This is a genomic window from Bartonella queenslandensis (genome assembly GCF_018155095.1).
GTDB lineage: Bacteria > Pseudomonadota > Alphaproteobacteria > Rhizobiales > Rhizobiaceae > Bartonella > Bartonella queenslandensis_B.
Genome location: NZ_NAAI01000002.1, coordinates 19,532 through 43,269, shown reverse-complemented (window position 1 = coordinate 43,269; position 23,738 = coordinate 19,532). Strand labels below are relative to the sequence as shown.

20 protein-coding genes and 4 pseudogenes are annotated in these 23,738 nt (G+C 44.4%); 4 read left to right on the top strand and 20 right to left on the bottom strand.

Translation table 11 applies throughout. From position 1 onward, the window contains the following. Positions 1-19: 19 nt before the first annotated feature. Positions 20-3,155 (top strand): annotated as a pseudogene (locus B5V81_RS01490) (efflux RND transporter permease subunit). Positions 3,156-3,344: 189 nt separating this feature from the next. Continuing rightward, complete coding sequence (gene pgi, locus B5V81_RS01485) at positions 3,345-5,021, top strand: glucose-6-phosphate isomerase (protein ID WP_212111523.1); 1,677 nt, start codon at positions 3,345-3,347, stop codon at positions 5,019-5,021. Between the two features lie 712 nt (positions 5,022-5,733). On the opposite strand, the gene B5V81_RS01480 is transcribed toward pgi, so the two are convergent. The 8 genes and pseudogenes from B5V81_RS01480 to B5V81_RS09075 form a co-directional block, all read right to left on the bottom strand. Next, positions 5,734-8,793 (bottom strand): restriction endonuclease, encoded by a 3,060-nt coding sequence (locus B5V81_RS01480; RefSeq protein ID WP_212111522.1) that lies wholly within the window; start codon positions 8,791-8,793, stop codon positions 5,734-5,736. An 11-nt stretch (positions 8,794-8,804) separates the two neighbouring features. Next, the gene (locus tag B5V81_RS01475; protein ID WP_212111520.1) at positions 8,805-10,679 is read right to left on the bottom strand and encodes a site-specific DNA-methyltransferase; all 1,875 of its coding nucleotides are present in this window, start codon (positions 10,677-10,679) and stop codon (positions 8,805-8,807) included. Positions 10,680-10,715: 36 nt separating this feature from the next. Beyond that, positions 10,716-11,165, bottom strand: coding sequence for a hypothetical protein (locus tag B5V81_RS01470; protein ID WP_212111518.1), 450 nt, complete (start codon positions 11,163-11,165; stop codon positions 10,716-10,718). A 15-nt stretch (positions 11,166-11,180) separates the two neighbouring features. Further along, positions 11,181-11,342 carry a hypothetical protein gene (locus tag B5V81_RS01465; protein WP_212111516.1) on the bottom strand — a complete coding sequence of 54 codons (162 nt, stop codon included), beginning with the start codon at positions 11,340-11,342 and terminating at the stop codon, positions 11,181-11,183. Between the two features lie 208 nt (positions 11,343-11,550). After that, positions 11,551-12,606, bottom strand: a pseudogene (locus B5V81_RS08730) (phage portal protein). Between the two features lie 53 nt (positions 12,607-12,659). After that, entirely contained in the window at positions 12,660-12,887 is a 228-nt protein-coding gene (gene gpW, locus B5V81_RS01445; RefSeq protein WP_212111511.1) for a gpW family head-tail joining protein, read from the bottom strand. 49 nt (positions 12,888-12,936) lie between these two features. Continuing rightward, positions 12,937-13,953, bottom strand: a pseudogene (locus B5V81_RS09080) (terminase gpA endonuclease subunit); the annotation flags it as partial. 60 nt (positions 13,954-14,013) lie between these two features. After that, a pseudogene (locus B5V81_RS09075) lies at positions 14,014-14,728 on the bottom strand (phage terminase large subunit family protein). Positions 14,729-15,060: 332 nt separating this feature from the next. Between B5V81_RS09075 and B5V81_RS01425 the strand changes: the two are divergent. Next, positions 15,061-15,279, top strand: a complete 219-nt coding sequence (locus B5V81_RS01425) for a TA system antitoxin ParD family protein (RefSeq protein ID WP_212111500.1) — start codon at positions 15,061-15,063, stop codon at positions 15,277-15,279. A gap of 4 nt (positions 15,280-15,283) precedes the next feature. Then, on the top strand, positions 15,284-15,559 hold the full coding sequence (locus tag B5V81_RS01420; RefSeq protein ID WP_212111498.1) for a type II toxin-antitoxin system RelE/ParE family toxin: 276 nt from the start codon (positions 15,284-15,286) through the stop codon (positions 15,557-15,559). Between the two features lie 131 nt (positions 15,560-15,690). On the opposite strand, the gene B5V81_RS01415 is transcribed toward B5V81_RS01420, so the two are convergent. The 12 genes from B5V81_RS01415 to B5V81_RS01360 all read right to left on the bottom strand — a co-directional run bounded on the left by B5V81_RS01415 (position 15,691) and on the right by B5V81_RS01360 (position 23,734). Beyond that, positions 15,691-16,113 (bottom strand): elements of external origin, encoded by a 423-nt coding sequence (locus B5V81_RS01415; protein ID WP_244979334.1) that lies wholly within the window; start codon positions 16,111-16,113, stop codon positions 15,691-15,693. Positions 16,114-16,247: 134 nt separating this feature from the next. Beyond that, positions 16,248-16,862 carry a DNA modification methylase gene (locus tag B5V81_RS01410; RefSeq protein WP_212111496.1) on the bottom strand — a complete coding sequence of 205 codons (615 nt, stop codon included), beginning with the start codon at positions 16,860-16,862 and terminating at the stop codon, positions 16,248-16,250. A gap of 28 nt (positions 16,863-16,890) precedes the next feature. Further along, on the bottom strand, positions 16,891-17,151 hold the full coding sequence (locus tag B5V81_RS01405) for a ParB N-terminal domain-containing protein (protein ID WP_212111494.1): 261 nt from the start codon (positions 17,149-17,151) through the stop codon (positions 16,891-16,893). 202 nt (positions 17,152-17,353) lie between these two features. Continuing rightward, positions 17,354-17,584, bottom strand: coding sequence for a DUF6362 family protein (locus tag B5V81_RS01400; RefSeq protein WP_212111492.1), 231 nt, complete (start codon positions 17,582-17,584; stop codon positions 17,354-17,356). A gap of 423 nt (positions 17,585-18,007) precedes the next feature. Beyond that, entirely contained in the window at positions 18,008-18,562 is a 555-nt protein-coding gene (locus B5V81_RS01395; RefSeq protein WP_244979333.1) for a crossover junction endodeoxyribonuclease RuvC, read from the bottom strand. A 115-nt stretch (positions 18,563-18,677) separates the two neighbouring features. Next, a complete protein-coding gene (locus B5V81_RS01390; RefSeq protein ID WP_212111485.1) occupies positions 18,678-18,959 on the bottom strand; it encodes a hypothetical protein in 282 nt (93 codons plus the stop codon). After that, positions 18,937-19,695: an AAA family ATPase gene (locus B5V81_RS01385; RefSeq protein WP_212111483.1), complete on the bottom strand. Its 759-nt coding sequence runs from the start codon at positions 19,693-19,695 to the stop codon at positions 18,937-18,939. Before B5V81_RS01385 ends, B5V81_RS01390 begins: the two co-directional genes overlap by 23 nt. A 211-nt stretch (positions 19,696-19,906) precedes the next feature. Beyond that, positions 19,907-20,893, bottom strand: coding sequence for an AAA family ATPase (locus B5V81_RS01380; protein WP_212111479.1), 987 nt, complete (start codon positions 20,891-20,893; stop codon positions 19,907-19,909). Beyond that, on the bottom strand, positions 20,890-21,126 hold the full coding sequence (locus B5V81_RS01375) for a hypothetical protein (RefSeq protein WP_212111477.1): 237 nt from the start codon (positions 21,124-21,126) through the stop codon (positions 20,890-20,892). The genes B5V81_RS01380 and B5V81_RS01375 overlap by 4 nt, the downstream gene beginning before the upstream one ends. Further along, positions 21,123-21,875, bottom strand: a complete 753-nt coding sequence (locus B5V81_RS01370) for a hypothetical protein (RefSeq protein WP_212111476.1) — start codon at positions 21,873-21,875, stop codon at positions 21,123-21,125. The genes B5V81_RS01375 and B5V81_RS01370 overlap by 4 nt, the downstream gene beginning before the upstream one ends. Beyond that, on the bottom strand, positions 21,876-22,070 hold the full coding sequence (locus B5V81_RS01365) for a DUF6511 domain-containing protein (protein ID WP_212111474.1): 195 nt from the start codon (positions 22,068-22,070) through the stop codon (positions 21,876-21,878). Beyond that, positions 22,067-23,734 carry a DEAD/DEAH box helicase gene (locus B5V81_RS01360; protein WP_212111472.1) on the bottom strand — a complete coding sequence of 556 codons (1,668 nt, stop codon included), beginning with the start codon at positions 23,732-23,734 and terminating at the stop codon, positions 22,067-22,069. The genes B5V81_RS01365 and B5V81_RS01360 overlap by 4 nt, the downstream gene beginning before the upstream one ends. Positions 23,735-23,738: the final 4 nt, after the last annotated feature.

Here is a 23,738-nt window from a genome sequence, read left to right as displayed (position 1 = left end):
TTTATGGAGCGGATATACAATGAGCCAAGAATTGAGCACAAAACAGCCTATGTCACAGGTGGAGCAAGGTGGTCTCATTGCCTTATTTATTCGCAGACCGGTTTTTACTTTTGTTTTAAATGCTATGATCATCATTGCAGGATTTGCAGCATGGTTGAATGTTGATATAAGAGAATTACCCGATGTTGATACTCCCGTAACAACGATTGTAACGGTGTTTTCTGGTGCTTCGGCAGAAACAATTGATCGTGAAGTTACAAAAATTATAGAAGATGCTGTTTCTCGTGTTTCAGGTGTTAAGACGATTTCTTCAACATCTTCTTTTGGGCGTTCTCGTGTGCAGATTAATTTTAATGTCGGTGTTGATTTGAATGTTGCGGCATCTGATATTCGTGATGCTCTGTCTCGCATTGCTTATTCTTTACCCAAAAATGCAGATTCGCCTTTGATTATTAAAGCAGATTCGAATGCGGCTGCCATGATGTATTTGGTTGTGACGTCACCAACAATGAGTGTTGATGATTTAACAACAGTTGTAGACGATCAGATTGTTGATGCAATTTCTGCTGTTGATGGTGTTGGTGATGTACAGGTCGATAGTGCTCGCACAAAGATTTTTCAGATTGATATAGATCAAGCAAAACTTGCAAGTTATGGATTAACTGTAGCAGATATTTCACGTGTTCTTGCTGATATGACAACGGATGTGCCAGTAGGATCATTACGCAATTCTAAACAAAATTTAGTTGTGCGTGCTACGGCACGTTTAACAACACCAGAATCTTTTGAACAGGTTGTTTTAAAGCCTCATGTACATCTTGGTGATGTTGCACATGTTACTTTATCGCCAGATATAGAAACGGTTATTCTTCGTATCAACGGAAAGGCCGGTATTGGATTAGGGATTGTGCGTAAAGCACAATCCAACACCCTTAATATTTCTGAAGGCGTGAGAGCCGTTGTTGATAATCTTAAAAGTGTCGTTCCTTCTTCTGTACATATAGACGTTATTAGTGACGATGCAATTTTTATTAAAAGCGCCCTTCATGAGGTTGAAGTGGCATTGGTTATTGCTATTTTGAGTGTTATCTTGGTTATTTTTCTTTTTCTCAGAGACATTCGTGTAACGCTGATACCTGCAGTATCTCTTCCTGTTGCTTTGATTGGTACCATTGCAGCTATTTATCTTGTAGGATTTTCATTGAATATTCTCACATTTTTAGGACTTGTTTTAGCAACAGGGCTTGTTGTGGATGATGCTATTGTAGTTCTTGAGAATATTGTTCGGTGGCGCAATATGGGGATAGGGTCTAGAGCCGCAGCAGTGTTGGGTACCCGTGAAGTATTTTTTGCCGTTGTTGCAACAACATTGACGTTAGTGGCTGTATTTGTCCCTATCTCCTTTCTTCCTGGACAAGTGGGAGGACTTTTTAGAGAATTTGGTTTTGTCTTGGCAATTTCTATTTTGCTTTCTTCAATCGTTGCTTTAACGCTTTGTCCTATGTTGGCTTCACGTTTTCTCAAAGAACATATTGAGGAGAAAGAGAAAAAGTCCCATCATTTTGCTTTTTTATATAAATTAGGGACTTTTTTTCATAAGATATATACTTACAGTTTGCATAAGTGTTTAGAAAAGCCTTGGACTGTTGTTTTTACTTCACTTGTTTTTGCTGCTCTTTGCATTGGAGGCTATACGAAGTTGCAACAAGAATTAACGCCAGCAGAAGACAGAGCTCTTATCTTTTTGGTTATTAATGGACCACAAGGTATTTCAACACAATATTTGAACGAGCAGGTAGAGAAAATTGAAGAAAGTCTACAGCCATTACGTGATGCGGGTGAGATTGCTAATAGTTACTCTATCGCGGGTATTAGTGGTTCACCCAATACTGCTTTTTTGGTTTTATTGCTTTCATCTTGGGATAAACGTTTACGCAGTCAGCAAGAAATCGTAAAAGATGTTAATGCAAAGGTTAGACAGTTTCCGGCAGTTTTTGTCTTTGCTGCGCAGGGAAATTCTCTGGGTGTGAGAGGAACTGGGCAAGGATTACAATTTGCAATTCTTGGCAATGATTATGGAACATTACAACCCATTGCTGATAAGTTGGTACGTGCTCTCCAAGCTGATCCGCGTTTTATTCGCCCACGTCTTACTGTTGATGCCACACAACCGCAATTTTTTATTGAAATCAATCGAAAAAAAGCCTCCGATTTAGGGATTGATATCACCAATTTGGGCGATACATTACAAGCAATGTTGGATGGTAAAAAGATTGGTTCTATTAACGTAGATGATCAACTCTTACGATGTTAAACTAATATCGCGTAAAAATTCTATGAAGAGTCCTAGTGATTTAGAAAATATTTTTTTAAAGACCAAAGACAATCGGTATGTTCCTTTATCGGTTATTGCGCGTTTGCATGAAAAAGCTATCGCCCCCCAATTAAAACGGGAAAAACGCATGAGTGCTGTCATTTTAAGCGCAAATCTTGCTCCAGATATCACTTTAGGGAATGCTTATCAAACGGTACAGAAAATTGCATCTCCTTTGTTATCGAAAGGAACCTACGTGGTTCCTTTAGGGGAAGCTGAAACACTTAATGAAACATCTTCCAATTTTATGATTGTTTTTGGTATTGCCTTTTTGATTATTTTGTTGATTTTAGCTGCTCAGTTTGAAAGCTTTATTTCAGGATTCATTATCATGGCCACTGTCCCATTGGGAATAGGTTGTGCTATCATTGCTATGCTACTAAGTGGTGTGAGTCTTAATATTTACAGTCAAATTGGATTAATTTTGTTAATTGGCATCATGGCAAAAAATGGTATTCTCATTGTTGAATTTGCAGATCAATTACGTGATCAGGGAAGAAGCGTGCGTGAAGCTATAGAAGAAGCAGCAAACATTCGCCTTCGTCCAGTTTGTATGACAATGATTTGTGCCATTTTAGGGGGGATTCCTTTGGTTTTAGCCAAAGGTGCTGGTGCGGAAGCGCGTATAGCTTTAGGTTGGGTTATCGTTGGTGGTTTAGGTTTAGCCACTATTTTTACGCTTTACGTTACGCCGGTTGTTTATCTTTTTTGGGGGCGTTTTATAAGATCAAAAGCAGAAGAAGATTTGCGCTTAATAAAAGAACTCAATCAAGCTAAATAATGTATCGAGTAGAAAGGATTTGAAATTTTATTCTTGTAAAAAATATCATTTTCGGATTTTATGTTCTACTTTTATATTCCTTCATTCTTTATATGAGCAGTGAAAAGAGCGAGCAATCAAGAAAACGTTTTCTGCTTTGTTATTGTTTGTGCATAGATTTCATTATCAATAACCGTATAGGATAAGTTTATGGGAGATGGCTTTTCGATTCGAAATGAAAAGGCTTTTGAAGCTGCATTGAGAGCTTTAAACAGGCATGCTGCAAAGGATGGGGTTTATGATATTCGTCAGCATTTTTTAGAGGATGACCAGCGTTTTTCCCATTTTTCTCTTAGGCTTGATGATCTTCTTTTCGATTTTTCAAAATGTGGTGTAACATTTAAAACATTGCAACTTTTAGATGATTTAGCTGTCGCAGCAGATGTATTAGGCCGGCGTGATGCGATGTTTTCTGGTCAGGCGATTAATACAACGGAAAAACGCTCCGTTCTTCATATTGCATTACGTTTACCTGCTGACGAAATTTTCATGTTGGATGGTCATAATCTTATTCCCGATATTCAAGACGTTCTTGAAGATATGGAACGATTTTCTGAAAAGGTACGTGATGGCAGCTATAAGGGAAGCAGTGGCGAGAGAATAAGTGATATTGTCAATATTGGTATTGGGGGCTCTGATCTTGGTCCAGCAATGGTCACATATGCTTTAAAACCTTATCATGATGGTCCACGTTGTCATTTTGTTTCTAACGCTGACAGTGCCCATATTTCTGATACTCTCTCTATTTTGAATCCAGCAACAACGCTTTTTGTCATTGCTTCTAAAACTTTTACAACGACTGAAACAATGGTAAATGCTCAAGTTGCACGTCAGTGGATTTGTTCACATTTAGGGGAAGAAGCTATTGACACGCATTTTGTTGCTGTTTCGAGTGCGCTTGATCAAGTCGTAGAATTTGGCATAGATTCGACCAGAGTTTTTAAATTTTGGAATTGGGTTGGAGGACGTTATTCAATTTGGTCCGCCATTGGGCTTGTTGTTATGTTTGCAATAGGGGGGCGAAATTTTCGCCAATTTCTCAATGGTGCTTTGCAAATGGACCAACATTTTAAAACCATGCCTTTGCATAAAAATATTCCTATTCGATTTGCTCTTTTAGGGTTCTGGCATCGTGTTATTTGTGGTTATTCATCACGTTCTATCATTCCCTATGCACAGCGCTTAATACATTTTCCAGCTTATTTACAACAGCTTGATATGGAATCAAATGGGAAGCAAGTCTCGCTGGATGGAAAACCATTAAATTTTTCAAGTGGCCCGATCGTTTGGGGTGATTCAGGAACAAATAGTCAACATGCTTTTTTTCAGCTTCTGCATCAAGGAACAGATGTTATTCCTGTAGAATTTATTTTATTTATAAAAGGGCATGAGAAAAATTTACATTCTATGTATGAGATATTGCTCGCAAACGGTTTAGCACAATCAAAAGCCTTGATGAAGGGCCGTAGTATTGAAGATGCTCGGCATATCTTGATAAAAAATGGCGTTGATGAACGTGAAGCAGATCATTTAGCACTTCATAGAAGTTTTAAAGGAAACCGTCCAAGCATTACGTTGGTTCAAGATTTATTAACGCCTTTTGCACTCGGTCGTCTCATTGCACTTTATGAGCATCGTATTTTTGTTGAAGGGATTTTAATGAATATTAATTCATTTGATCAATGGGGTGTTGAACTTGGTAAAGAATTAGCAAACGAGTTATTACCAATTCTTCGTGGAGAAAGTAAAGCGGATAATCGCGATAGTTCGACATTAGGGTTGCTCGAACATATTGAGACAAGACGTACAAAAATAAATGTGATTTGATGATAAGTTCTGTACTAATTAAGCAAATATAAAATCAGAGGAAAATATAGATAACCCTTTAATTTTACTATGTTCTTCTTTATTGTTGAATTGAATTTTTGTGATAGAGAATCAAAAAAGGTGCAAAAACTGTAAAAATGAGAATTTATGAGCAACAATGATAAAGGAATTTGAAAGGTTTTGAAGATCTTTTATGAATTCTTTTAAAATATTTTGAAAAATAGATTGGTACAAAACTCAAGCCAAAATACATAAAATCTACGGACAAGCTGCGATTAAAGACATTTTAATAATATTATTTAGTTAAGCTTGGCAGTATATTGACACCCAAAGCAACAAATTTGCGATAGCGCTCTCTATAATCTAATGAAAAAGCCCTTTAAAAACAACTATAAAGCGTTTCTTTGTTGCAATACGCACTGTTGATCAAGTTCCCTTTGCATTGCGGTGAGACCATGAGCAAATAAGTTAGTACAATAGTTCAAAAAGAATCCATACGCCTTTGCTTTCATTGGAAACCGCTACTCACGGTTTAAGTGCTACGTCCACCGCCCGGATTTTGAACAAAAGCCTCCTTCCTTTAACTACAGGATCTTGTGCTACGTCGTATCAAGAGCCTAGTTGTGTCAAGGCCAAGATAATCACCGCATAAAGTACGGCAATTAGACGGTTTATCCGCCGCATAACCGAAATAGCACGCGAAAACTGGCATTTACGCGGCTGGCTTAGCCTGTTTCCAGCTGTCGGCATCTTTGTAGGTGACGGCTCCAAGCTCTGCAAAATGCTGACGCGCACAGTGGATTTTTGCGTTCTCGCTTACGCGGCGTTGCCATTCCTGAACAGACCCCTTAGTTTCAACCACAAGATACAGCTTATCAGCGCCATATTCATTTAAAAGAACAGCCCAGTCTGGATTATAACCACCAAAAGGCGTATCTATTTTGAATTTTTTGGGAAGCTTGAAGAAAAAGCGCACATCAGGATCTTTTTCTAAATCTTGTGCGAAAGCAGACTCAATAGCGCTATCCACTTTGACACGGTCATAAATACTCCGGCTGGTTTCAACGCACTGCTCTAGATAGGCCGTGAGTTCTTCTTTATCAAATAATTCTTGCGCTGCATAAGCCTCACCGTGGATTTTAATATAGCGTATGCCTTGTGACAACATGGCCGCTTTTGTCTGCTTGATTAATAGATGAATTTGCTCAACAAATTTTTCAGGATTATTTAAAAAACCCTGCTCAAATTTGAGTTCTTTTAAAAGCGTCCATAAAGTACGCGCGGTGATTTTATTTTCTTGCCTGAGCATTGTCATCACATCTGGTATGGTCGTGAACGACTGATCTAATTGGAATGAGCGTGTCTGCTGCTGCTCGGCCTCAACGCCTTGCTGGTTTACATCTATATCTGCCGTTATTTCTTCAATCTTGGGCTTTTCTACCGGCGGCAAGGCCTTTAGCCTTTCCTTTATCTCTGCAAGGAATTTCTCTTGATCAAGTTGCACTCGATAACGCGTTTTTTGGCTGATTTTCTCCCATATGGCCAAAAAATCAGCGTCTTCTAAAACCTGCTTTTTAAGCTTAATTTTAACTTCTTTAGAAGCGTCACGAAGAGGTATATGTCTATCTGCCTTGCGAATTTCTGCAATAATTGGATTAGAAATCGGCTGATAGGCCGCGGGCAACATTTCGATCAAACTATCGCTGCGGATTTTTTCTTGAGCGACTTTTGTCAATTTTCCTTTTTTATCCAACACATTTTGCGCGACTAAGGCGGTGAGCAACTTTGCCGCTTGCGCCTGGCCCATTTGTACCTTTGGTTCTGGCCGTACGGATGGTTGAAACTCTGGCAAGACCATTTCACTTTCTTCACCGGCCATAGGCTCATCATGCGCGGCTGAAGCTGGCATGCTAGAATCCTGCTGCCATCTTTCATAATCTGCTTGGATTTCTTGCGGCACATCCACACCTAAAGGCTGAGCTGCAGAAACAGGAATTTCCATCGTTACAAATGTAGAAATATCGATAACCCCAAATTTTATACCGGTTTCACTCTCAATTTCCCTTTGCAATTTATCGGCAAATTCTGCAAAGCTTTCTGTGGCAATAATATGCAAGCGATTAAGCTCTTTATCATAAATCCGCTCGCCCCTTTGATCAACACATAAGCGCAAACCACGGCCAATGCGCTGGCGCGCCGATAAAGTGCTGCTTTGCTCTAACAATGTACAAACCTGAAAGACATTGGGGTTATCCCATCCTTCACGCAAGGCCGAATGAGAAAAAATAAACCGCAAGGGTGTATCCATCGATAAGAGCTTTTCTTTATCCTTCATGATTAAAGCATAAGTGTTTTGATCATCGGCCGTGTCACCGCGCGTATCCTTGAGCTTGCCCTTTTTATCCTTGCTAAAATAACCATCATGGGCGCTCTTTGCTTCAGTAAAATATGGCAAAAACTTTTCTAAGCTCTGATATTTTTGCAATTGAATGAGGTTGTTATATTCTTCTTCAAAGATACGCGCATATTCACCGCACTGCGTTGTGTTTTCACCATAGACGCGATAATTGTCGACGCGGTCTAAAAAGAATAAAGATAAAACCTTTATTCCCCGCGGCAAAAGTTGCAATTCTTTATCAAGGTGGTGCTCAATGGTTTTGCGAATTTGCGCGCGACGAATATCTTTTTCTGACACATCTCCAATCGCTTGCCCAAGCGCTAGCGATCGGGAACCATTGAGTTCTATCTTTTCATAGCCTTCCAAACAATCAATGTCGGTAATCTGCCAATCACGATATTGCTCGCGCTCGCCAGAAACCAAATATAAATCCTCTTTCAGCTTGACAGTTTTGGTGGTACGCGCAATCGTTCCGTCCGATTTTTTAATGTCTAATTCAATGCGCGCCTTGTAGCCATTGCTATGATCAACCTTAACCAACCGAAGATAAGGCTGGTTAAAATTATCTTGTGTCGAGAGAGAGGAAACGCTGATCTGCTTCACCAGCCCTTGCTCATAAGCGTCGATAGGGCTGAGGTTGTAAATCGGGTTGATCTCTTCATGGTGCGTTGCTGAAAAACGCAATTCAAATAATGGATTGAGCCAGCTGATAGCCTCTTTAGCCTTAGCCGTATTGGCCACGCTTTGAGGCTCATCAATAATCACGATAGGGCAAACATTAGCAATCAGATTAATTGGTCGGTCGCCATTCATTCGGTCCATCGGCTGGTTGATGATATTTTCGCTTTTACGAAAAGCATCAATATTGATGATCATCACTTCAATATGGGTGCTATGGGCAAATTCACGCACATCCGATAATTTCGACGAATTATAAACAAACCAGCGAATAGGTTTTTTACCATAATGCGTTTGAAAATGCTCATGGGTTATCTCGAGTGATTTCTTTACCCCCTCACGAATAGCAACAGAAGGCACAACTATGATAAATTTGGTCAAACCATAATGCGCATTAAGCTCATAAATGCTCTTGGTATAAACATAGGTTTTACCAGTACCAGTCTCCATAGTAATGCAAAACTGGCGCTGGGCGATATCCAAGCTGGCGGGGATAGAGTTGCGTTTTTGCACGGTTTGCAGATTTTGTAATATCTGATCCTGATTCACTGAAAGATGATTGACGATTGATGGGCCGGCCAAATCGCCATATTCTTGGCTGTATCGCTGCGCGAGTGACGCTTCACCGGCAAAAAGAGACACGATAGAATCTACGGCTTCTTGTTGGTAAGCAAGCGTATTAAAATGTAGTTTCATGATATCCCTCTCTAAATCCATCTAAATTCAATTTCAGCGTCTTGCAAAATCAGTTCACTATTGGCCAGTGCACTGTCATCTGCAAAACAATGTTGGGCAAAGAGGATGGCCCCCGGTGCATGAACATTGATCAACTGCTCAATCATTTCGACCTTTATATTTTGCTCCAAACAAATAACAACATAGCCATCTTCTCCCACGACATAAAACTGCTTGCCCTCAATTGTCATTGTCGAAAGCTTTTCGGTAAGCGGTAAGCCATATTTGAGCAAAGTTTCATAAATAATATCCAATTCTGAACGGCCGGGGATGAATGACTCTAAAGCATTTTCAGCGCGCTCTAGAAATAAATTCCATTGCTGCTCTTGCGTCATGCCAGAAAAGTCGCTGTTCCACTGCTTTAAGTTAGAACTGTCAAGTTTAAACGAGCGAAAGCCAATGTCTAGATCATAGGCAATTGGCTGGTTTTCGGCTTTGATTTTTTCGCCCGCACGGCGGATACGCTCACGGCCGATATCGGCAATGGTTTTATAACCCGCTCTATAGGCTTCGGAGTCTTCGGCGGTTTTTTCCGGGAGCTGCACCATGATAAAGCGCCGCTTGCCGCCATCTTCAGCGTTTAGTTGCATAACAGCATGGGCCGTGGTCGCTGAGCCTGAAAAAAAGTCTAAGATCAGGTCGTCTGCTTCCGTAAAATTTAACATTCTTCTAATGGTAGACGTCAACTTAGGTGTATCAAATAATTTATGGTTAAATAAATTCATAACTTCTGAAGAATTACCAACCACTAAATCAACCCATGAACTGTTCAATAGAGTATGACTACTTTCTGGGATATAATGCTCAGGTTTTCCACTTTTGGAAAGGCGTAACATATCATAGTTCTCGAGCCCTTTATCTCGAAAAAATAAATCTATTTTTTCTTGAGAAATAGTTTCATTTGTTTCTCCTAGCTCCTGCAGCATATTTTTATAATTTTCAATCGCTTGCAGACTTCTCTCCTTACTCCAACGCCATTGGCCGTTTTCAGGTTTAATGCCAAAAATTTCATAGCGCATAGAGGGACGATCAGTACCTCTCCAATGGTTATTCCACGTCCCCGATCGAGTATCTTCTAACTTTTTTAGCTGCTTTGGGAATCTATATTGACTATTTTTTGTATAAAATAAAATATACTCCAAGTCCTGACCTAGTTTATCCCACGTAGAAAATTGAGCTTGCACTGATTTTGCACCACGCCTAATAGTGATCATATTCCTAAAATTCTCTTCGCCAAAAACCTCATCACAAAGTTTGCGGAGATTATGCACCTCATGATCATCAATGGAGATAAAAATCACCCCGTCGTCCCGAAGAAAGCTTCGCGCAATTAAAAGCCGCGGATACATCATATTCAGCCAATTAGAATGATAACGCCCCGTGGTCTCAGGGTTAGCGCGAAGGGTTTGGCCTGTGAGTTCCTTATAATTTGCGACCGGGTCTTTGAGATCGTCGTGATAAACAAAATCATTACCCGTATTATAAGGCGGGTCGATATAGATCATTTTCACTTGCCGCAAATAGGCTCTTTGCAGTAGTTTCAGAACTTCTAAATTATCACCCTCAAGATAAAGATTTTGCGTCGTCTCCCAATCTTTGCTTTCAGCAAAATCAGGCCGTAATGTCGCACTGGAGCGCTTTTGCGCAAGCTTTAAGCTTTCTTGCTTGCCCTTCCATTCAAAGCGATATTTTTCATTCTCATTGTCAAATTCATCACCTAACAATGTGCGCAAAACATCTTCCTCTAATCTGCCCTCAACTACAGCCTCAGGAAAAAGCCGCTTAAGCTCTTCAATCCGCTCTTCTATATTGTCGTGGGATTTTCCAATAATGTTTTTTTGCGCCACAAAACACCTCTAATCTCTTGATTCTGATTGTTTTATTTAACATAAAAATGTAAACAAAACAAAAGAACGCTGCTTATGATAATGCGTAGCCTTTTGCATTTCTTCTTTATATTTGAGATTTAACAGCTCTATTGCTTGTCTTCCCTTGCATATTTCATCTTTTTGTTTTTTGTCAAGACCGGCGATTTTTTGCTTGAGCTTAAATCGTTCAGCAAAATTTGAAATTTGTTGCGCTGTTGATTTCAGCTCGTTGAGCTGTGTTCTTTCGCTCTCGGGGGCAAGCTTGAGCGTCGCGCATTCTTCCTGCGTTAAATGATGATTAGGCATTGTGCCGCATAAAATGAGTTTATTTTGATAAAATGTTTGCGCCATAATCGTTTCACGCCAAAGCGCTAAACAGCCTCTATCACCTGATTGGAATCCATTGCCGGCTTGAATTTCAAGATGGGCGCACTCTAAATCGCCTTCCAAACAATGCGTCAACACGGCCTTTGCTAAAGGTTACGAGAGGTTATAACGCTGTCCGCGCGGCACTTTACGCCCCATTTGATAGTGCAATTGAGAAAGACGCAGCTTTTTAAAAAAAGGGTCTGTTGGATTTACTGTAATGGAGCATTCATCATTTTTTACGACCGCTTTAACGTGCAAAATATAGTGCGTCATGGCCCATAGATCATCTTCTGCTTTTTGCAGTTCTTCCGCAACTTGCTGGGCATCGCCCTGGTTCTGCGTCGTTGCAAACGCTCGGAAAACGGCATCGTTCCCTCTCGCCTGATGACCCGCTCTCCGCGCCTGGCCGGCTACACCATCGTGGCCATCCTGGCCGCGCCCAATGGGACGCTAACCACTGCCTGCGGCCCATAAAAAAGCGTCATGCTTCCATAAGCGCTGCCCGCGCACTTGAATAATTGGTTTTTGAGAAATCCTTCATTAATAATTCAAATGGAATGTTGAGCTCCGCACCGATATGGCGCAACACATTCTCAACAAATTGCCCATAACCGCTATTTGGGCGACTTGGCGTAAAGGGGGATACTTTGTCACCGGGAAAAACCGGAATAATAGCACCACCTTGCAGACGCACTTTCTATTCATTGCGTTCAGCAAGATAGTCGTCAACGCTGCCGCCAAACATTTCGCCAATTGCCTCACCATCGAGCGGCGTTTCGACAAAAGCAGCAATCATAGCATTCACAACCGCGGCTTGGAGTTCACTCCGTTCATAATGATCAAGCATTTTGAACAGGGGCATAATGCTGGTTAAAAGCGGTTTTCCCCGCCGCTGCGCAATCCGCTCATGCGTGTGAAGGTGTAAAACGCGGCGACGCCTGAAAGCTGTTTCCACTGGTATACGCTGCCAATCTTGCGATGAACACGCCGTGGAAGAAGCCTCTGCCGGGTGATGTTTGCGGATCCAATAGGCTATGGGCGCACCATAAATATCAATTTCAATGCCTCCGCGCAGCGATTGCGAGTCTGGCTTATCGTTTGGATTACTCAGCCGGTCAGGTTCGATCAATTGTAAGGTCGTTGCAAATGGTCGGTCTTTTAACCACAGAGGCAAAGCCAAGGTCTCGCCATTGAGCATAGAGGAACGATAAATTTGTGCCGTTAATCCTGCAAATGTCAGCGATTTCGCAGCATCGCAATCCGTGGTATCCGCCTAGCTTCGCCATAGAGCTTCGACCTGCCGTGCCCACGCATCAGCCCATGTTTTGTCACGACCTAGCGTGCGATAATCGGGCTGTGCAGCCAAACGCAGTCCCGTGCCAACAACATTATCGATGAGGGTTTGGAATGCGCCTGAGGTCACGCCATGATTGCGTACAAGATCTCGTGAGCGTGAGACCAAAGTACTCAGCTCAGGATTTAAGTCGCTATCGGCAGAGCCCGCAGCGGGCAGCCATGAGGCCAGCTCTCTCGTCATCCTTGAAGCCGTGCGATGGGCTGTATCTGCTTGGCCATTAGGACTGCTCATGCTTAAAACTCCACATAAAGAGCTTTGCGACCAAAGCCCTTTTGTTTGCGGTCGATTTTAATTTTCAGCTGCAAGATATATTTTTCTAACTTCGGCTCATCAACATTCTGATAGGTGACGTCGCCATAGCCACCAATATTAACCGAGACTTCTTTGCTACCCGTCATCAACATATGGTAGGCGGCTTCTGCCTCACTCAAACGATTTTTCAAGAGCGACAAATCTGTCATTGCCTTTTCCTATTTCCTGTCATGGCTTGCCCTTTCTCGTCGCTTGTCTTTACAAATACGGATCATCAGCCATCTGAACAGGTCGCTGCTTCAAGCGCTCGTTCAAAACCGTTGGTTCCTTTGTTACTGTTGGTTGGGCTTGAATTTGCGCCGTTGCCACAGGTCTTCCCAAAACTTCTTCTAGCTGCAGCCAATGGCGCTCAGAAAAACGGTCCAAGCCATAAATGCTCGCAGCGGCGCGTGCATAGACGCGACAATCGAGCGCCTCATTATTGCGCATGGGGTCTTTTTCCCACACAGCGCGAGGATAACCGCGATAAACCCGAATAATCTGTCTTTCAGCCGTTAACTGTTTGAAGTATTCTGGCCCATATTGTGGGAAGTGGAAGCTTCCCGCTGGATAAGGCGTGCCGTCTTTCAATTCATTCTGCGATGGCCAATCCAATTTTAGCCAGCGGTAAAGTTCAACCTTGGCAACAGGGCCTGAAACATTCCAAACACGAAGCCCACGTCGACGCCCACCAATATCCGCTTTTGAAACGCTGAGAATGTGCGCTGTATCTCGATCTTGGCCTTTAATCGCTACGGCTGTGCGCGGTTGGTTCGTGCGGGCCCCACCAGCACCCCAAACGGCCTGTGGGTGGGGTTTGACCCATGAATAAACGTCCTGTGTGGCATAACCAGAATCGATTGCCATTACTCGGATGGGCATGGTAAGTCCAGTTTCGTGCGGCCAGTCGCGGCGCAGAACATCTTCTAGTTTTTGCCACACATCACGGCGTGCCGTGTCGCCATCTAGCACGATATAATCAACCGACCAGCTTTGCTTATCACGACCCCAAGCAACCACCTCACATTCAAGCCGGTCTTTTTGCACATCAACGCCTGCGGTTAAAAATAAGCCACCGTCTGGTACAACGCTTTGTTGATAGGTTTCTCGTCGCGCGTAAAGTCGCTCCCAATCCGGTGCTTCGTGCTCTTCTTCAAACGGTTCACCCAACACCGTATTAACGAAGCTTTTCATCAATTCAGAGTGCTCTTTCGCCTGTTCAAACATGAGCGCAGCATCCGACCAGCTAAACCAACCGACAGGGCTATAAAGCGAGGAGAGATGATAACCGACCGTTTAGCCATCTCCTTGGGCCATTGCAACCCATTGGCCTTTGGCAAGCATAGCTGTTTTGTGATGCTCAGCGATCAATTCTTCACAAGCCTCACATTCATAGTGCACATCCCATGGTTTACCTTCAACCCAACGCAGCTGCGAAAATCTCAGCGGTTGTTTATGACTGCAATGGGGACACGGCACATGAAAATAACGTTGATCTGAATGGTCAAATTCTCGAGCAATCCGCGATACGCCTTTTAAGGTTGGTGTACTCACAAGAAAAACCTTTCGTCGCCCCTGAAAGGTTGCGCTGCGGCGCTCTGCTAGTAAAATCGGATCACCTTCACCCTCAACGTCACCCGGATAGCCATCAACCTCATCCATAAACAGATACCGCGTCGGCATCAAGCGCAATCCTACAGCGGAATTGGCGCCTGTCATCATCAGAACCCCGCCTGGAAATTCTTTTGACAATACCGTATTGCCGGAATCGCGTGAGCGTGCAGGCTTTACCCGTGCTTTTAGCTCGACGCAATCTTCCAAGAGCGGGTCAATCCGCTGTTTTGAATTCCGTTTGGCCATCTCCACCGTGGACGCAATGGCCATCATTGGCCCGGGAGCCATATGGATAACATATCCAATCCAAATTATTGCCATCTTCCGTCCCGTCGATTTGCGCACCCTTCATAAAAACAACCCGCTGCGCGCGTTGATGTGGCGAAAGTTGATTCATGATCTCACGTAAATAGGGCGTGCGTTCAGTGCGCCAGCGTCCAGGCTCAGCCGCCGATTTTGGCGATAAAAAGCGATATTGATCCGACCATTGCGAAATGGTCATAAAAGCATCAGGCTTTAACCCTTCAAACCAAGCCTCGATCACTGATTGCGCGCCCTCATACAAATCACTTTATATTCATTTTTTTCAATTTATATTCGGTTCTTCTAAAGATTGTGCTTGGATCTATGCTTGGAACAAAAGCGCTATCTTGCTGCTTTTTAATGCAAAAGGTTGCTTTTTCCCCTTTTTGGGTTATTCTTTCATGCTGAACCAATAAGGAAAACGTCATGTCAATTAGTATTAAACTTTCAGATGAGCTTGTGAGCGAAGCAAAACGCTACGCAACAGTTTATAGTCGCTCACTACCCAAACAAATTGAGTATTGGTCCCGTATAGGTAAAATCGCCGAGGAAAATCCTGATCTTTCCTTTAAATTTATTCAAGCTATTTTGATTGGTCTGCAAGAACATAGCGATGGCAATGTAACGCCATTCGAATTTGGTTAAAGCCATGCAGGTCTTACAAACAAATTCCTTTAAAAAGGCTGTTAAAAAATTGCACGCTAATCAGAAGGAAGATCTGGACCAAGCCGTGCGTGATATTATAAGCGACCCAACCCTTGGTGATGCAAAAATAGGCGATCTGGCTGGTATTTTTGTCCATAAGTTTAAAATGGCTAAACAATTAACACTGCTTGCCTATAGTTATGAAGACCAGACTATTACTTTAACCCTTTTGGCGCTTGGCTCCCATGAAAATTTTTATCGTGACCTAAAACAGAATTAAGGGCATAGATTTTACAGAGTTGGTTTTAATTGCCCCAGCTCTTCCAAATGCTCCCGGATATAGCGCTCCAAGGTCACGTGCAGTTGATGGGCATCCATGTCAAGTTCTGCCGCCATCTGGCTTGAAATCCTCTACGGCCAGGTTTGCCATGCATCGCGTTCTTGACGTGCAAGCCTAAACACATGAGCAACTGCTTCATTTCTGTCAATCAACTCACCCTTTAATTGCTTGAGGCGGACCCGATTGGTTTGTGCCTTTAACACCTCATTGGCGGTTGTGGCCTGCATATAGGTCGTGCCGCCTGATGAAAATGGAGTACCGCTTTCTTTTAAGGTTTCTTCAACGGCTTCCACCGTAGCAGTAGGCACTGGTTTGGTCTTTGCCGTCCACTTTGTTTGCGGTTTAACCGTATTGGATGACCATTCGCGATCCGCGCGTTCTACATCAATCGTACCATCAGGATCAGTCGTAATTCGTCCCTGCTTTATGGCTTTTCGCACCGCTGTATTACTCACACCTCGTTGGCGCGCATAAGCGCGGATTGATACGCCCATTGTCTATTCACCTGATGATATAGTTTTATTCACAAAGGACAGGCGTTCATTTGCAACATCTGCAAACATTTATCCTGTGCCAGATAGTGTTGCTTGCAATCCAGTCATATCCTGCCAGCGACGCACAATCACATCTACATATTTAGATCAAGCTCGCTGGAACTCATGCAGATGTAGAGAGCGCCTTTCGTATATTCAAGCATGTTTTTGCAGGCTGAGGTTAAAAATGCTTCAAAATCATCTCCCAGATTATCATTCATAATTTTGCGACCAGCTTTAACTGTACTTTTGGAGCGCAGCTTGTCTTTGGCTGTATCGCCGTAATTCACATTATAGGGTGGATCGGTAAAGACCATGTCGGCCAGTTCCTCTGTCATCAGTTTTTTCATATCAGCCTTGCTTGTGGAGTCGCCGCAGAGCAAACGGTGCTCACCCATAATCCAGACATCGCCGATACGGCTGACAGGGTTTTCCTGTACTTCTGGAATGTTTTCATCAAATGCGGCTGCTTCATCGTCATCCAATGATGTCAACAAATCGTCCAACTCCACATCGTCAAAGCCCAACAGATCAAGATTAAAATCTTCATCTGCTAGATTTTGTAATTCTAAGCGTAGTAACTCTTCATCCCATCCAGCGTTCTCGGCGATTTTGTTATCAGCAATCACCAAAGCGCGGCGCTGATTTTCGGTCAGGTGATCCAACCTGATGCTGGGAACTGTCTTTAGCCTCAGCTTATTGGCCGCCATAACACGACCATGGCCTGCGATGATGATGTTAATCGCCACCAATCAGAATAGGGTTTACAAAGCCAAACTCAGCGATGGAGTCTGCAATTTGCGTGACCTGAGCATCGCTATGGGTGCGAGCATTGCGCGCATAGGGAATGAGCTGCTCGAGCGCAATCTGCTGAACATTTAAATCCATTTTAAACCTTTTTATATATTCATGACGTGCAAACCTACTGCGAACTGCGAACCGCTTTTTCTGCCCTGACGCTAGCGAAATATTGCGCCCAGCCAGCCCGCATAGGATCAAGCCCTAGGGAGGACCCGTGGCTTGGTCTATGAGAGCGGCATTGGTAAATGGTGGTGTGAGGAACAAAAAAGCCGTAATCAGATTGATGGCGGCTCGCTTGAATTCTGGACGGCTGCCTGTGTGTACACTGCTGCGGATTATAGATAGGTCTTATAGTAGCCAAAAATGATGCAAATGTCGAATACTAAAGTGTTGCAACATTTTATTTCTGTTCTGCATTCAAGCAAGCAGCAATTTTTGCCAGCGCAATATTCCATGTGCGCCATGCGGTGCTACGATCACAGCCGAGTTCCCAGCAAATTGTTTCCCATCGCCCGTGAGCAGCGCGATGCCAGATCAAGTGACGCTTCTCAATATCAACCCATGTAATCCAGCATAGTGTTTGCTCCATGCGTGAAATAGCATCAGACGTCGCACGCAAGTGAAGCGGCATGGGTTAAACTCCCGCAATCTCTTCTATGCTACGAACAATCTCGGGCTAGGCATTAAAATAACCTTGTGCTCGCGCAGGCGGCAGCTTTTTCAAAGTTGAAATAGATTCTTCAAATTGACCTGCCACGTCTTTTTCTGTCCAGTTATGCTTCATAGGCGCCTCCGGTGTTATGGATGATTTCGTTTAAAAGTGCGACGTAGCCGGCCACGTCGATAATGCTGTTCTGATGTCAGGGATTGTTGTTCAACCGCGTCAGCTTCAGATCAATCAAGCAGATGATGACTTGTTCAACACGCACATCTACGCCCAACGTCAGTGATCAGCGTCTGGCCACGTTTTCGAATAATGATTGTGGCGATCCATAGCTTTCACCACGATCAGCGAGTATCCTTGTTGCTTCAGTCAAAAGTTGGTTGGCATGTTTCATGATTGGCCTCTCATCATTTGCTCACGGGCAAAATAGAGCAGTGCAAGTGCATCGGCTTCATTGTCATCCTCCGGTTGATGATCAAGGGCTTTGACAGCTGTGATAACCGCTGCCTTGCCAGCATTGCCTTTGCCCGTGATGAACTTTTTAATCGTGCTGACCGGAACACCTTCATAGGGGATGTTGTGCTCTTCACACCATATGGTGAATGAACTCAAAAAGCCGCCATAAGCATGGGCTGCGTCCACACCAAGATGCCTGCGGACTTCTTCGAAATAGACCGCGTTGATCTCGCCCGACACATCACGGGTTTCATTTAGCCAGCGTAAAAAGCGTAGATAAGGCATGCCACCACCTTCAAAGCGATGGGGACGAAAATGCGCTGTGCCGCTCATAATGCGTCCATGTTTGTTGGATAGTGCCCATCTCGTGGCTGTGCCAAGATCGAGACTGAGCAAAATCGGTTGGTCATTTTCAGTTTGTCGGGAATTCCGACGAACTGGAGTTGTCAAGGAATCCTTGATAACTGGATCGAGATTGGTTTTTTCCATGGAGACCTCCTGTTTGATTATTGGGAAAGATGAAATGAGCACCCACAAACCCTTCGACTGGGGAGAGTTGCACCCATAGGGGCACTCTCTCCCGTAGGGAGAGGGAGTCTTTTTCCTAAACACTTCCAAACTGGCTAAGTCTTGAAATAAAAGGCTTTTTCTCCAGTTTGGGCAGTTTTGAACGAAACTGGATGACCAAAACTAGCATTTGGCCTGAAACTGCGCTGAAACCGTTGATATGGCTGGCATTTTCCAGTTTTGGCAGATTTGCGGCAGTTTCAGATTGGGCCGAAACTGCTCCAGTTTGGGAATGCACCAGACCATTTTTCCCGGGTGGGAAAATTGGTTTTTGTGGGTGTTTTGGGGTTGGTTTATCATGCCTGATCTTCCTCGTCATAAATCCACCTACGAGGGTTTTCGATAGGCAAAACAGTGGCTGTCTGACGGCATTTATAATGGGTCGGATAGACCGCTTGCAGCTTGGCGGAGACTTCGCCTGTCTGTGGGTCGCGTATCTCCTCACTAGTGCCAAGATGCATGTCTTCAACACACAAAAAGCCGTATTTTGTGCGAGAGGGACTGCTTAGGCCGTAATTATCTGCGTCTTTAAAGAACTTGACGTAGCCCTTGGTGGAGAGCACATCTAAGCGACCACGAATGGTGTTTTTGCCACCAAGTCCGGCGCGATTTTCAAATGCCTGACAAAACTGGTTCATAGTGTAAACACGGCCGGCGCTGGCTTCCCCGTAGATGATTTCAAGAATGACATCAGGTTTGCGATGGCGCTCTGCATCCAGCTTTTGACCATAGTCACGATTGACCAGACGATCTGATCTGTATTCCATTTCCTGCCAAGCGCCATCGACCTTATCGATCACTTTGGAGCGCAGGCGTGGGCCGTTTCGCAACTCAAAAATCAGCTGGCGATAAGACTGGTTTTCATCCGGCTGAAACATGATCAGCCCGGTGGGGTAATAGCCTCGCAAGCTGCTGGCACTAGAGAGTGCCTGAAACGGATCCTCTTCAAGCTGATTCTTTGGGATTTTGCGTGTGTGATGGGCAAGGATAAGCCCAGCCTCAGGGTTGACGACATTACGTAAGGCATCGAGCCGTTGCTGCAGGAAAAACAGCATAGCGGCATTGTCATTTTTACCGCATCACCTTCACCACCATCAAAAACGTTTCTAAGCGGATCGACGACAATAATATCAACGTCTAACGCGCCAAAGTGGTGACGAATAGCCTCACACGTCGCTGCAACGCCGTAGTCATTGAGCAACATTTTAAATTGCGGTATAACGACCAGATTTTTGCGAACCAGCGGCAGCAGGTTTTTATCAAATGTCATATTTTGTAGGCGTTCACGCAAATAATGGTATCCGATCTCTGCTTGCAGATAAAATATCCGCAACGGACGCGGTGCTTCATGTCAAGGAAGGGAATGCCTGCTGCCATATGGGCCAGCAGCGAGAGCAGAAAATTACTCTTGCCGACTTTGGGTGCACCACCAAAGACCATCAGCTCACCTGGCGTTAACACACGCGGTAGGATCAAATCTTCCGGCATGGGCGATGTGTCATCTAAAAAATGCCCAACCGTGAAGGTAGGCACAGCAGTGACAGCGGCTTTTTCGGTTTTGATGCACTCAGCAATAAAGGTGCGAATATCTAGGCTCTCAGCTACAGCATCAGCTGCGTCCCATTTCTTGGGCTTGTCGCTCGGTACATCCAAAACGGTGAGTGAGGACGCAATCCCTTGTGCACCTAGATATGTAGTGACGGCCTCGGCATAGTCACGGCCAGCCGCATCATGATCGGTCCAGATCAGCATATGCTTGCCTTTGAGTGGTGAACAGTCTGTTTTTTCTGGTGGAGCCTTGGCGCCATTCATCGCGGTTGTGGCAGCAATGCCATGAGCCATCAAAGCCTCGGCAGCTTTTTCCCCTTTAACCAGCACAATATGTTGGTTTTCCTTGAGACCCGGTTGATTAAAAAGCGGCCTTGGTGTCGGGGCGCGATGTTTTTTTGCCTGCACATCCCATGGCCTGAATTGCTTACCAGAGGCTGTGTCATAGCGATAGACGCAAGCAATCAGCTTGCCATAACCATCCAAATAATTCCATTTGGCTGTGTATGGGCCAAGTTCATCCTCGCAGATATGTTTTGTTGGTTTGCTTTGAGGAACAGACAACGGTACAGGTGCAGACAGTCCCAGCCATTGGCTGGCCGAGCTGACCACTCGCGGAAATTGATATTTGGTATCCAAATTGTGGCAAGCGGCACATAGATCAAAGATGTCGCCGCCTTCTCCTGTGGCAAAATCATGCCTCATGCCAGCCTTGTCGCTGTTAAGCTCAATCTTAAAAGGCTATCACCCTTATTGCCCTGAATATCGCCGATTTTATACACGCTGCGTTTGATGCGGCCTGCAGGCAGCAAATAAGACAAAACTTGATCCAGCCGTCCGATCAATTGCTGACGGATATCATCCGTAGGAACAGGAGCCTCTTTGAATTCCAGATATTGGCTTGGCGCATCGTTGAAGTCGAACCAGCTTGCTGTCATGCTGGCACCTCCCAACAACGGTTGCGGTAGGCACAGACACGACATTCAAAATGTTCATGATCAGTGGTGTGGCGCGGCAATAATTCATCCGCTTCGGTTGCTTTTAAGATGGTAACCGCCCGATCACTGAAATTTTGAGCAAGGCTGGCATCAAAGGGTACAAGCTCAAAATGCAGCTCTGCCGTATCTTTATTAATGGCTGTGAATAGCGCCGGGTTTTTACTGATGTTTGGCACACTGCCTTCCATATAGGTTTGGTAGGTGGCCATCTGCGCGGCATAGACAGGTTTTGATTTAACAACGCTGCGTTTGACAGTGTCTTTCCATGATTTGGCATTGAGTGACTTGCACTCCCATAGCATTGGGAATGTCAACCCCAGTGCCTCCGGTGCGCCATTGATAATGCCGTCAACGTGATCATGAATACGCCCATCGGCGACCGAAAATCCAAACTGGCCGCCCCTTGATTTTTCGGTAAAAAATGCAAAACTGGCAAGGCGCAACCAGCGAATGGCTAAATCTTCAAACAAATGGCCTGCCGCAAATATCCGTAAAGTTCGCCCGGAAAAATCTTCATCTTTGGGCGCATTGGTATATTGATATTGCAATTTACGGCTGCAGTTCTCGCCGAGACGGGAAGCCCCTAAATAATCTCGCTCGGACAGGGCCTTATGTTCCGCGCAAAGTGCCTGATCAATCAACTCAGACACACGCTCAGTAAAATTGGGCCTGTGATTAAAATCAAGCATCTAAAATGGAATCTCCTCCGAGCCCTTAGAAAGCTCGTCCATGTAAGCCGCCACAACGACTTCAATCAGCTTCAGGACTTGCTCACGGGTCAAATCTTTAAAGTCTTTGCCAATACCAATCTCAGCGACATATTCACCAAGGGGCAGCAGAGCCTTACTCATGCAATCACGTTCAAAATCTGATGCGGAAATCATACGGCGATTCTCCCGTTTTCAATGACCTGACGGATCGCCCTATGATTAAATTGCATGGTCATCAACGCTGAAGCCTTGTAACGCGTTAGGCTAAAGTCATTGCGATATTGGGACGGCAAAAAGTTAAGTTGCTTTTCTGTAGCTAGCTGGTACAGCCAACCTTTTGTTTTATGGGCTGCGCTTTCGGTTTCAAATGTGTTGATCCAATCATCCGCTGCAGCAAAACACACTTGACGTTCACCAAGTGCTAAAAGTTGTACGGCGTGATTTTTACGTCCACCAACAGCATACCAAATATAATCACGATAAAAGACACCGCCCCAAGCGTCAAAGCCCGTTGCAATGAAATACTGATCATCACCGCGCAAATCACACCAAAGAAAGCTGGAGGAGTGTTTGAGGATGTCGATCTCCGTCATGTAGAAATCAGCGGTCTGCGTGGTGTCAGCCTGGGTCTGTCCTTCCCAGATATAGCCGCAAAGTGGGCACTCCTTACTGGCCAGTGGAACATCAGCGCCGCATTCCCGGCAGTCTTTATATGGCGCATCGCCTTTAATAAACTCATCGTCCAGCTGGATTTCCTGTTCCAGTGAGCCATGCATCAGTGTTGATGTACCAAAGTCGAGTACAACACAGTCTTTTTTGATGATGCCGGGAAACTCAGCCGGGTCAACTGTTCTCAAACCACGCCCGATCATCTGGATCATTGTGGATTTGTAAGAACTTGGTCGCAGTAAAACAATGCAGGATGTTGGTGGATGATCCCAACCTTCGGTCAGTACCGCAACATTGACGATCACTCTTAGATCGCCTTTGCCGTAAGCAGCCAAGCTATTCAATCGATCCGTTTCGCTCATATCGCCCCAGATCATGCCTGTGGCGATACCCGCGCTGATAAAGCTGGTCATGACATCCCGTGCATGCTCTACGGTTGAGCAAAATACAACCGTTTGACGATCTTCGGCTTTTTCTTTCCAGTGCTGAACAACCGCCTCATTAATCGGGCGTGTATTAAGGATATCGGCCACCGCCCCCATATCATAATCAAGAGCGGTTTTACGGACTTTGCTTAACTCTTCCTGAACGCCAACATTCATGACAAATGTACGCGGCGGCACAAGATGGCCAGAAGCAATCAACTCTTTAACCGTGATTTGATCCGATACATTAGAGAATAGCGGGCGCAAACCTTTTTTATCACCACGGTTAGGCGTAGCGGTCATGCCAAGCAGTTTCATGTTTGGATTGATGTTTTGCGCATGCTCAATCACCCGCATATAGCTGTCAGCGCGGGCGTGATGAGCTTCATCAATGACCAATGCATCAAGCGGTGGCAATGATTGCAGGTTGCTTTCCCGCGAGAGGGTTTGCACCATGGCAAAGGCCACTTGGCCATCCCAGCTTTTCTCGCTCGCATTGAAAATACTGGTGGAAAGTGATGGATTTACGCGTTTAAATTTGCCTTCATTTTGAAAGGTCAGCTCATCACGGTGAGCAAGTACACATGCACGTTTAATATCGCGGTCAAACATGCGCCCCAGCACTGCTGATAGCATAATCATCTTGCCTGCACCTGTCGGTGCGACCGCAAGCGTATTGCCATGGGTATAAAGCGCATCAACTGTCTTGGAGACGAGTTCTTTTTGTCTTGGTCTCAGTAACATACCG

Excerpts from the sequence above, each read along its gene's own strand:
- pgi (WP_212111523.1), top strand. The coding sequence starts at position 3,345 with ATGGGAGATGGCTTTTCGATTCGAAATGAAAAGGCTTTTGAAGCTGCA.
- B5V81_RS01480 (WP_212111522.1), bottom strand. The coding sequence starts at position 8,793 with ATGAAACTACATTTTAATACGCTTGCTTACCAACAAGAAGCCGTAGAT.
- B5V81_RS01465 (WP_212111516.1), bottom strand. The coding sequence starts at position 11,342 with ATGACGCACTATATTTTGCACGTTAAAGCGGTCGTAAAAAATGATGAA.
- gpW (WP_212111511.1), bottom strand. The coding sequence starts at position 12,887 with ATGACAGATTTGTCGCTCTTGAAAAATCGTTTGAGTGAGGCAGAAGCC.
- B5V81_RS01425 (WP_212111500.1), top strand. The coding sequence starts at position 15,061 with ATGTCAATTAGTATTAAACTTTCAGATGAGCTTGTGAGCGAAGCAAAA.
- B5V81_RS01420 (WP_212111498.1), top strand. The coding sequence starts at position 15,284 with ATGCAGGTCTTACAAACAAATTCCTTTAAAAAGGCTGTTAAAAAATTG.
- B5V81_RS01415 (WP_244979334.1), bottom strand. The coding sequence starts at position 16,113 with ATGGGCGTATCAATCCGCGCTTATGCGCGCCAACGAGGTGTGAGTAAT.
- B5V81_RS01410 (WP_212111496.1), bottom strand. The coding sequence starts at position 16,862 with ATGGCGGCCAATAAGCTGAGGCTAAAGACAGTTCCCAGCATCAGGTTG.
- B5V81_RS01400 (WP_212111492.1), bottom strand. The coding sequence starts at position 17,584 with ATGCCGCTTCACTTGCGTGCGACGTCTGATGCTATTTCACGCATGGAG.
- B5V81_RS01395 (WP_244979333.1), bottom strand. The coding sequence starts at position 18,562 with ATGGAAAAAACCAATCTCGATCCAGTTATCAAGGATTCCTTGACAACT.
- B5V81_RS01390 (WP_212111485.1), bottom strand. The coding sequence starts at position 18,959 with ATGACGAGGAAGATCAGGCATGATAAACCAACCCCAAAACACCCACAA.
- B5V81_RS01385 (WP_212111483.1), bottom strand. The coding sequence starts at position 19,695 with ATGCTGTTTTTCCTGCAGCAACGGCTCGATGCCTTACGTAATGTCGTC.
- B5V81_RS01380 (WP_212111479.1), bottom strand. The coding sequence starts at position 20,893 with ATGAGGCATGATTTTGCCACAGGAGAAGGCGGCGACATCTTTGATCTA.
- B5V81_RS01375 (WP_212111477.1), bottom strand. The coding sequence starts at position 21,126 with ATGACAGCAAGCTGGTTCGACTTCAACGATGCGCCAAGCCAATATCTG.
- B5V81_RS01370 (WP_212111476.1), bottom strand. The coding sequence starts at position 21,875 with ATGCTTGATTTTAATCACAGGCCCAATTTTACTGAGCGTGTGTCTGAG.
- B5V81_RS01365 (WP_212111474.1), bottom strand. The coding sequence starts at position 22,070 with ATGATTTCCGCATCAGATTTTGAACGTGATTGCATGAGTAAGGCTCTG.
- B5V81_RS01360 (WP_212111472.1), bottom strand. The coding sequence starts at position 23,734 with ATGTTACTGAGACCAAGACAAAAAGAACTCGTCTCCAAGACAGTTGAT.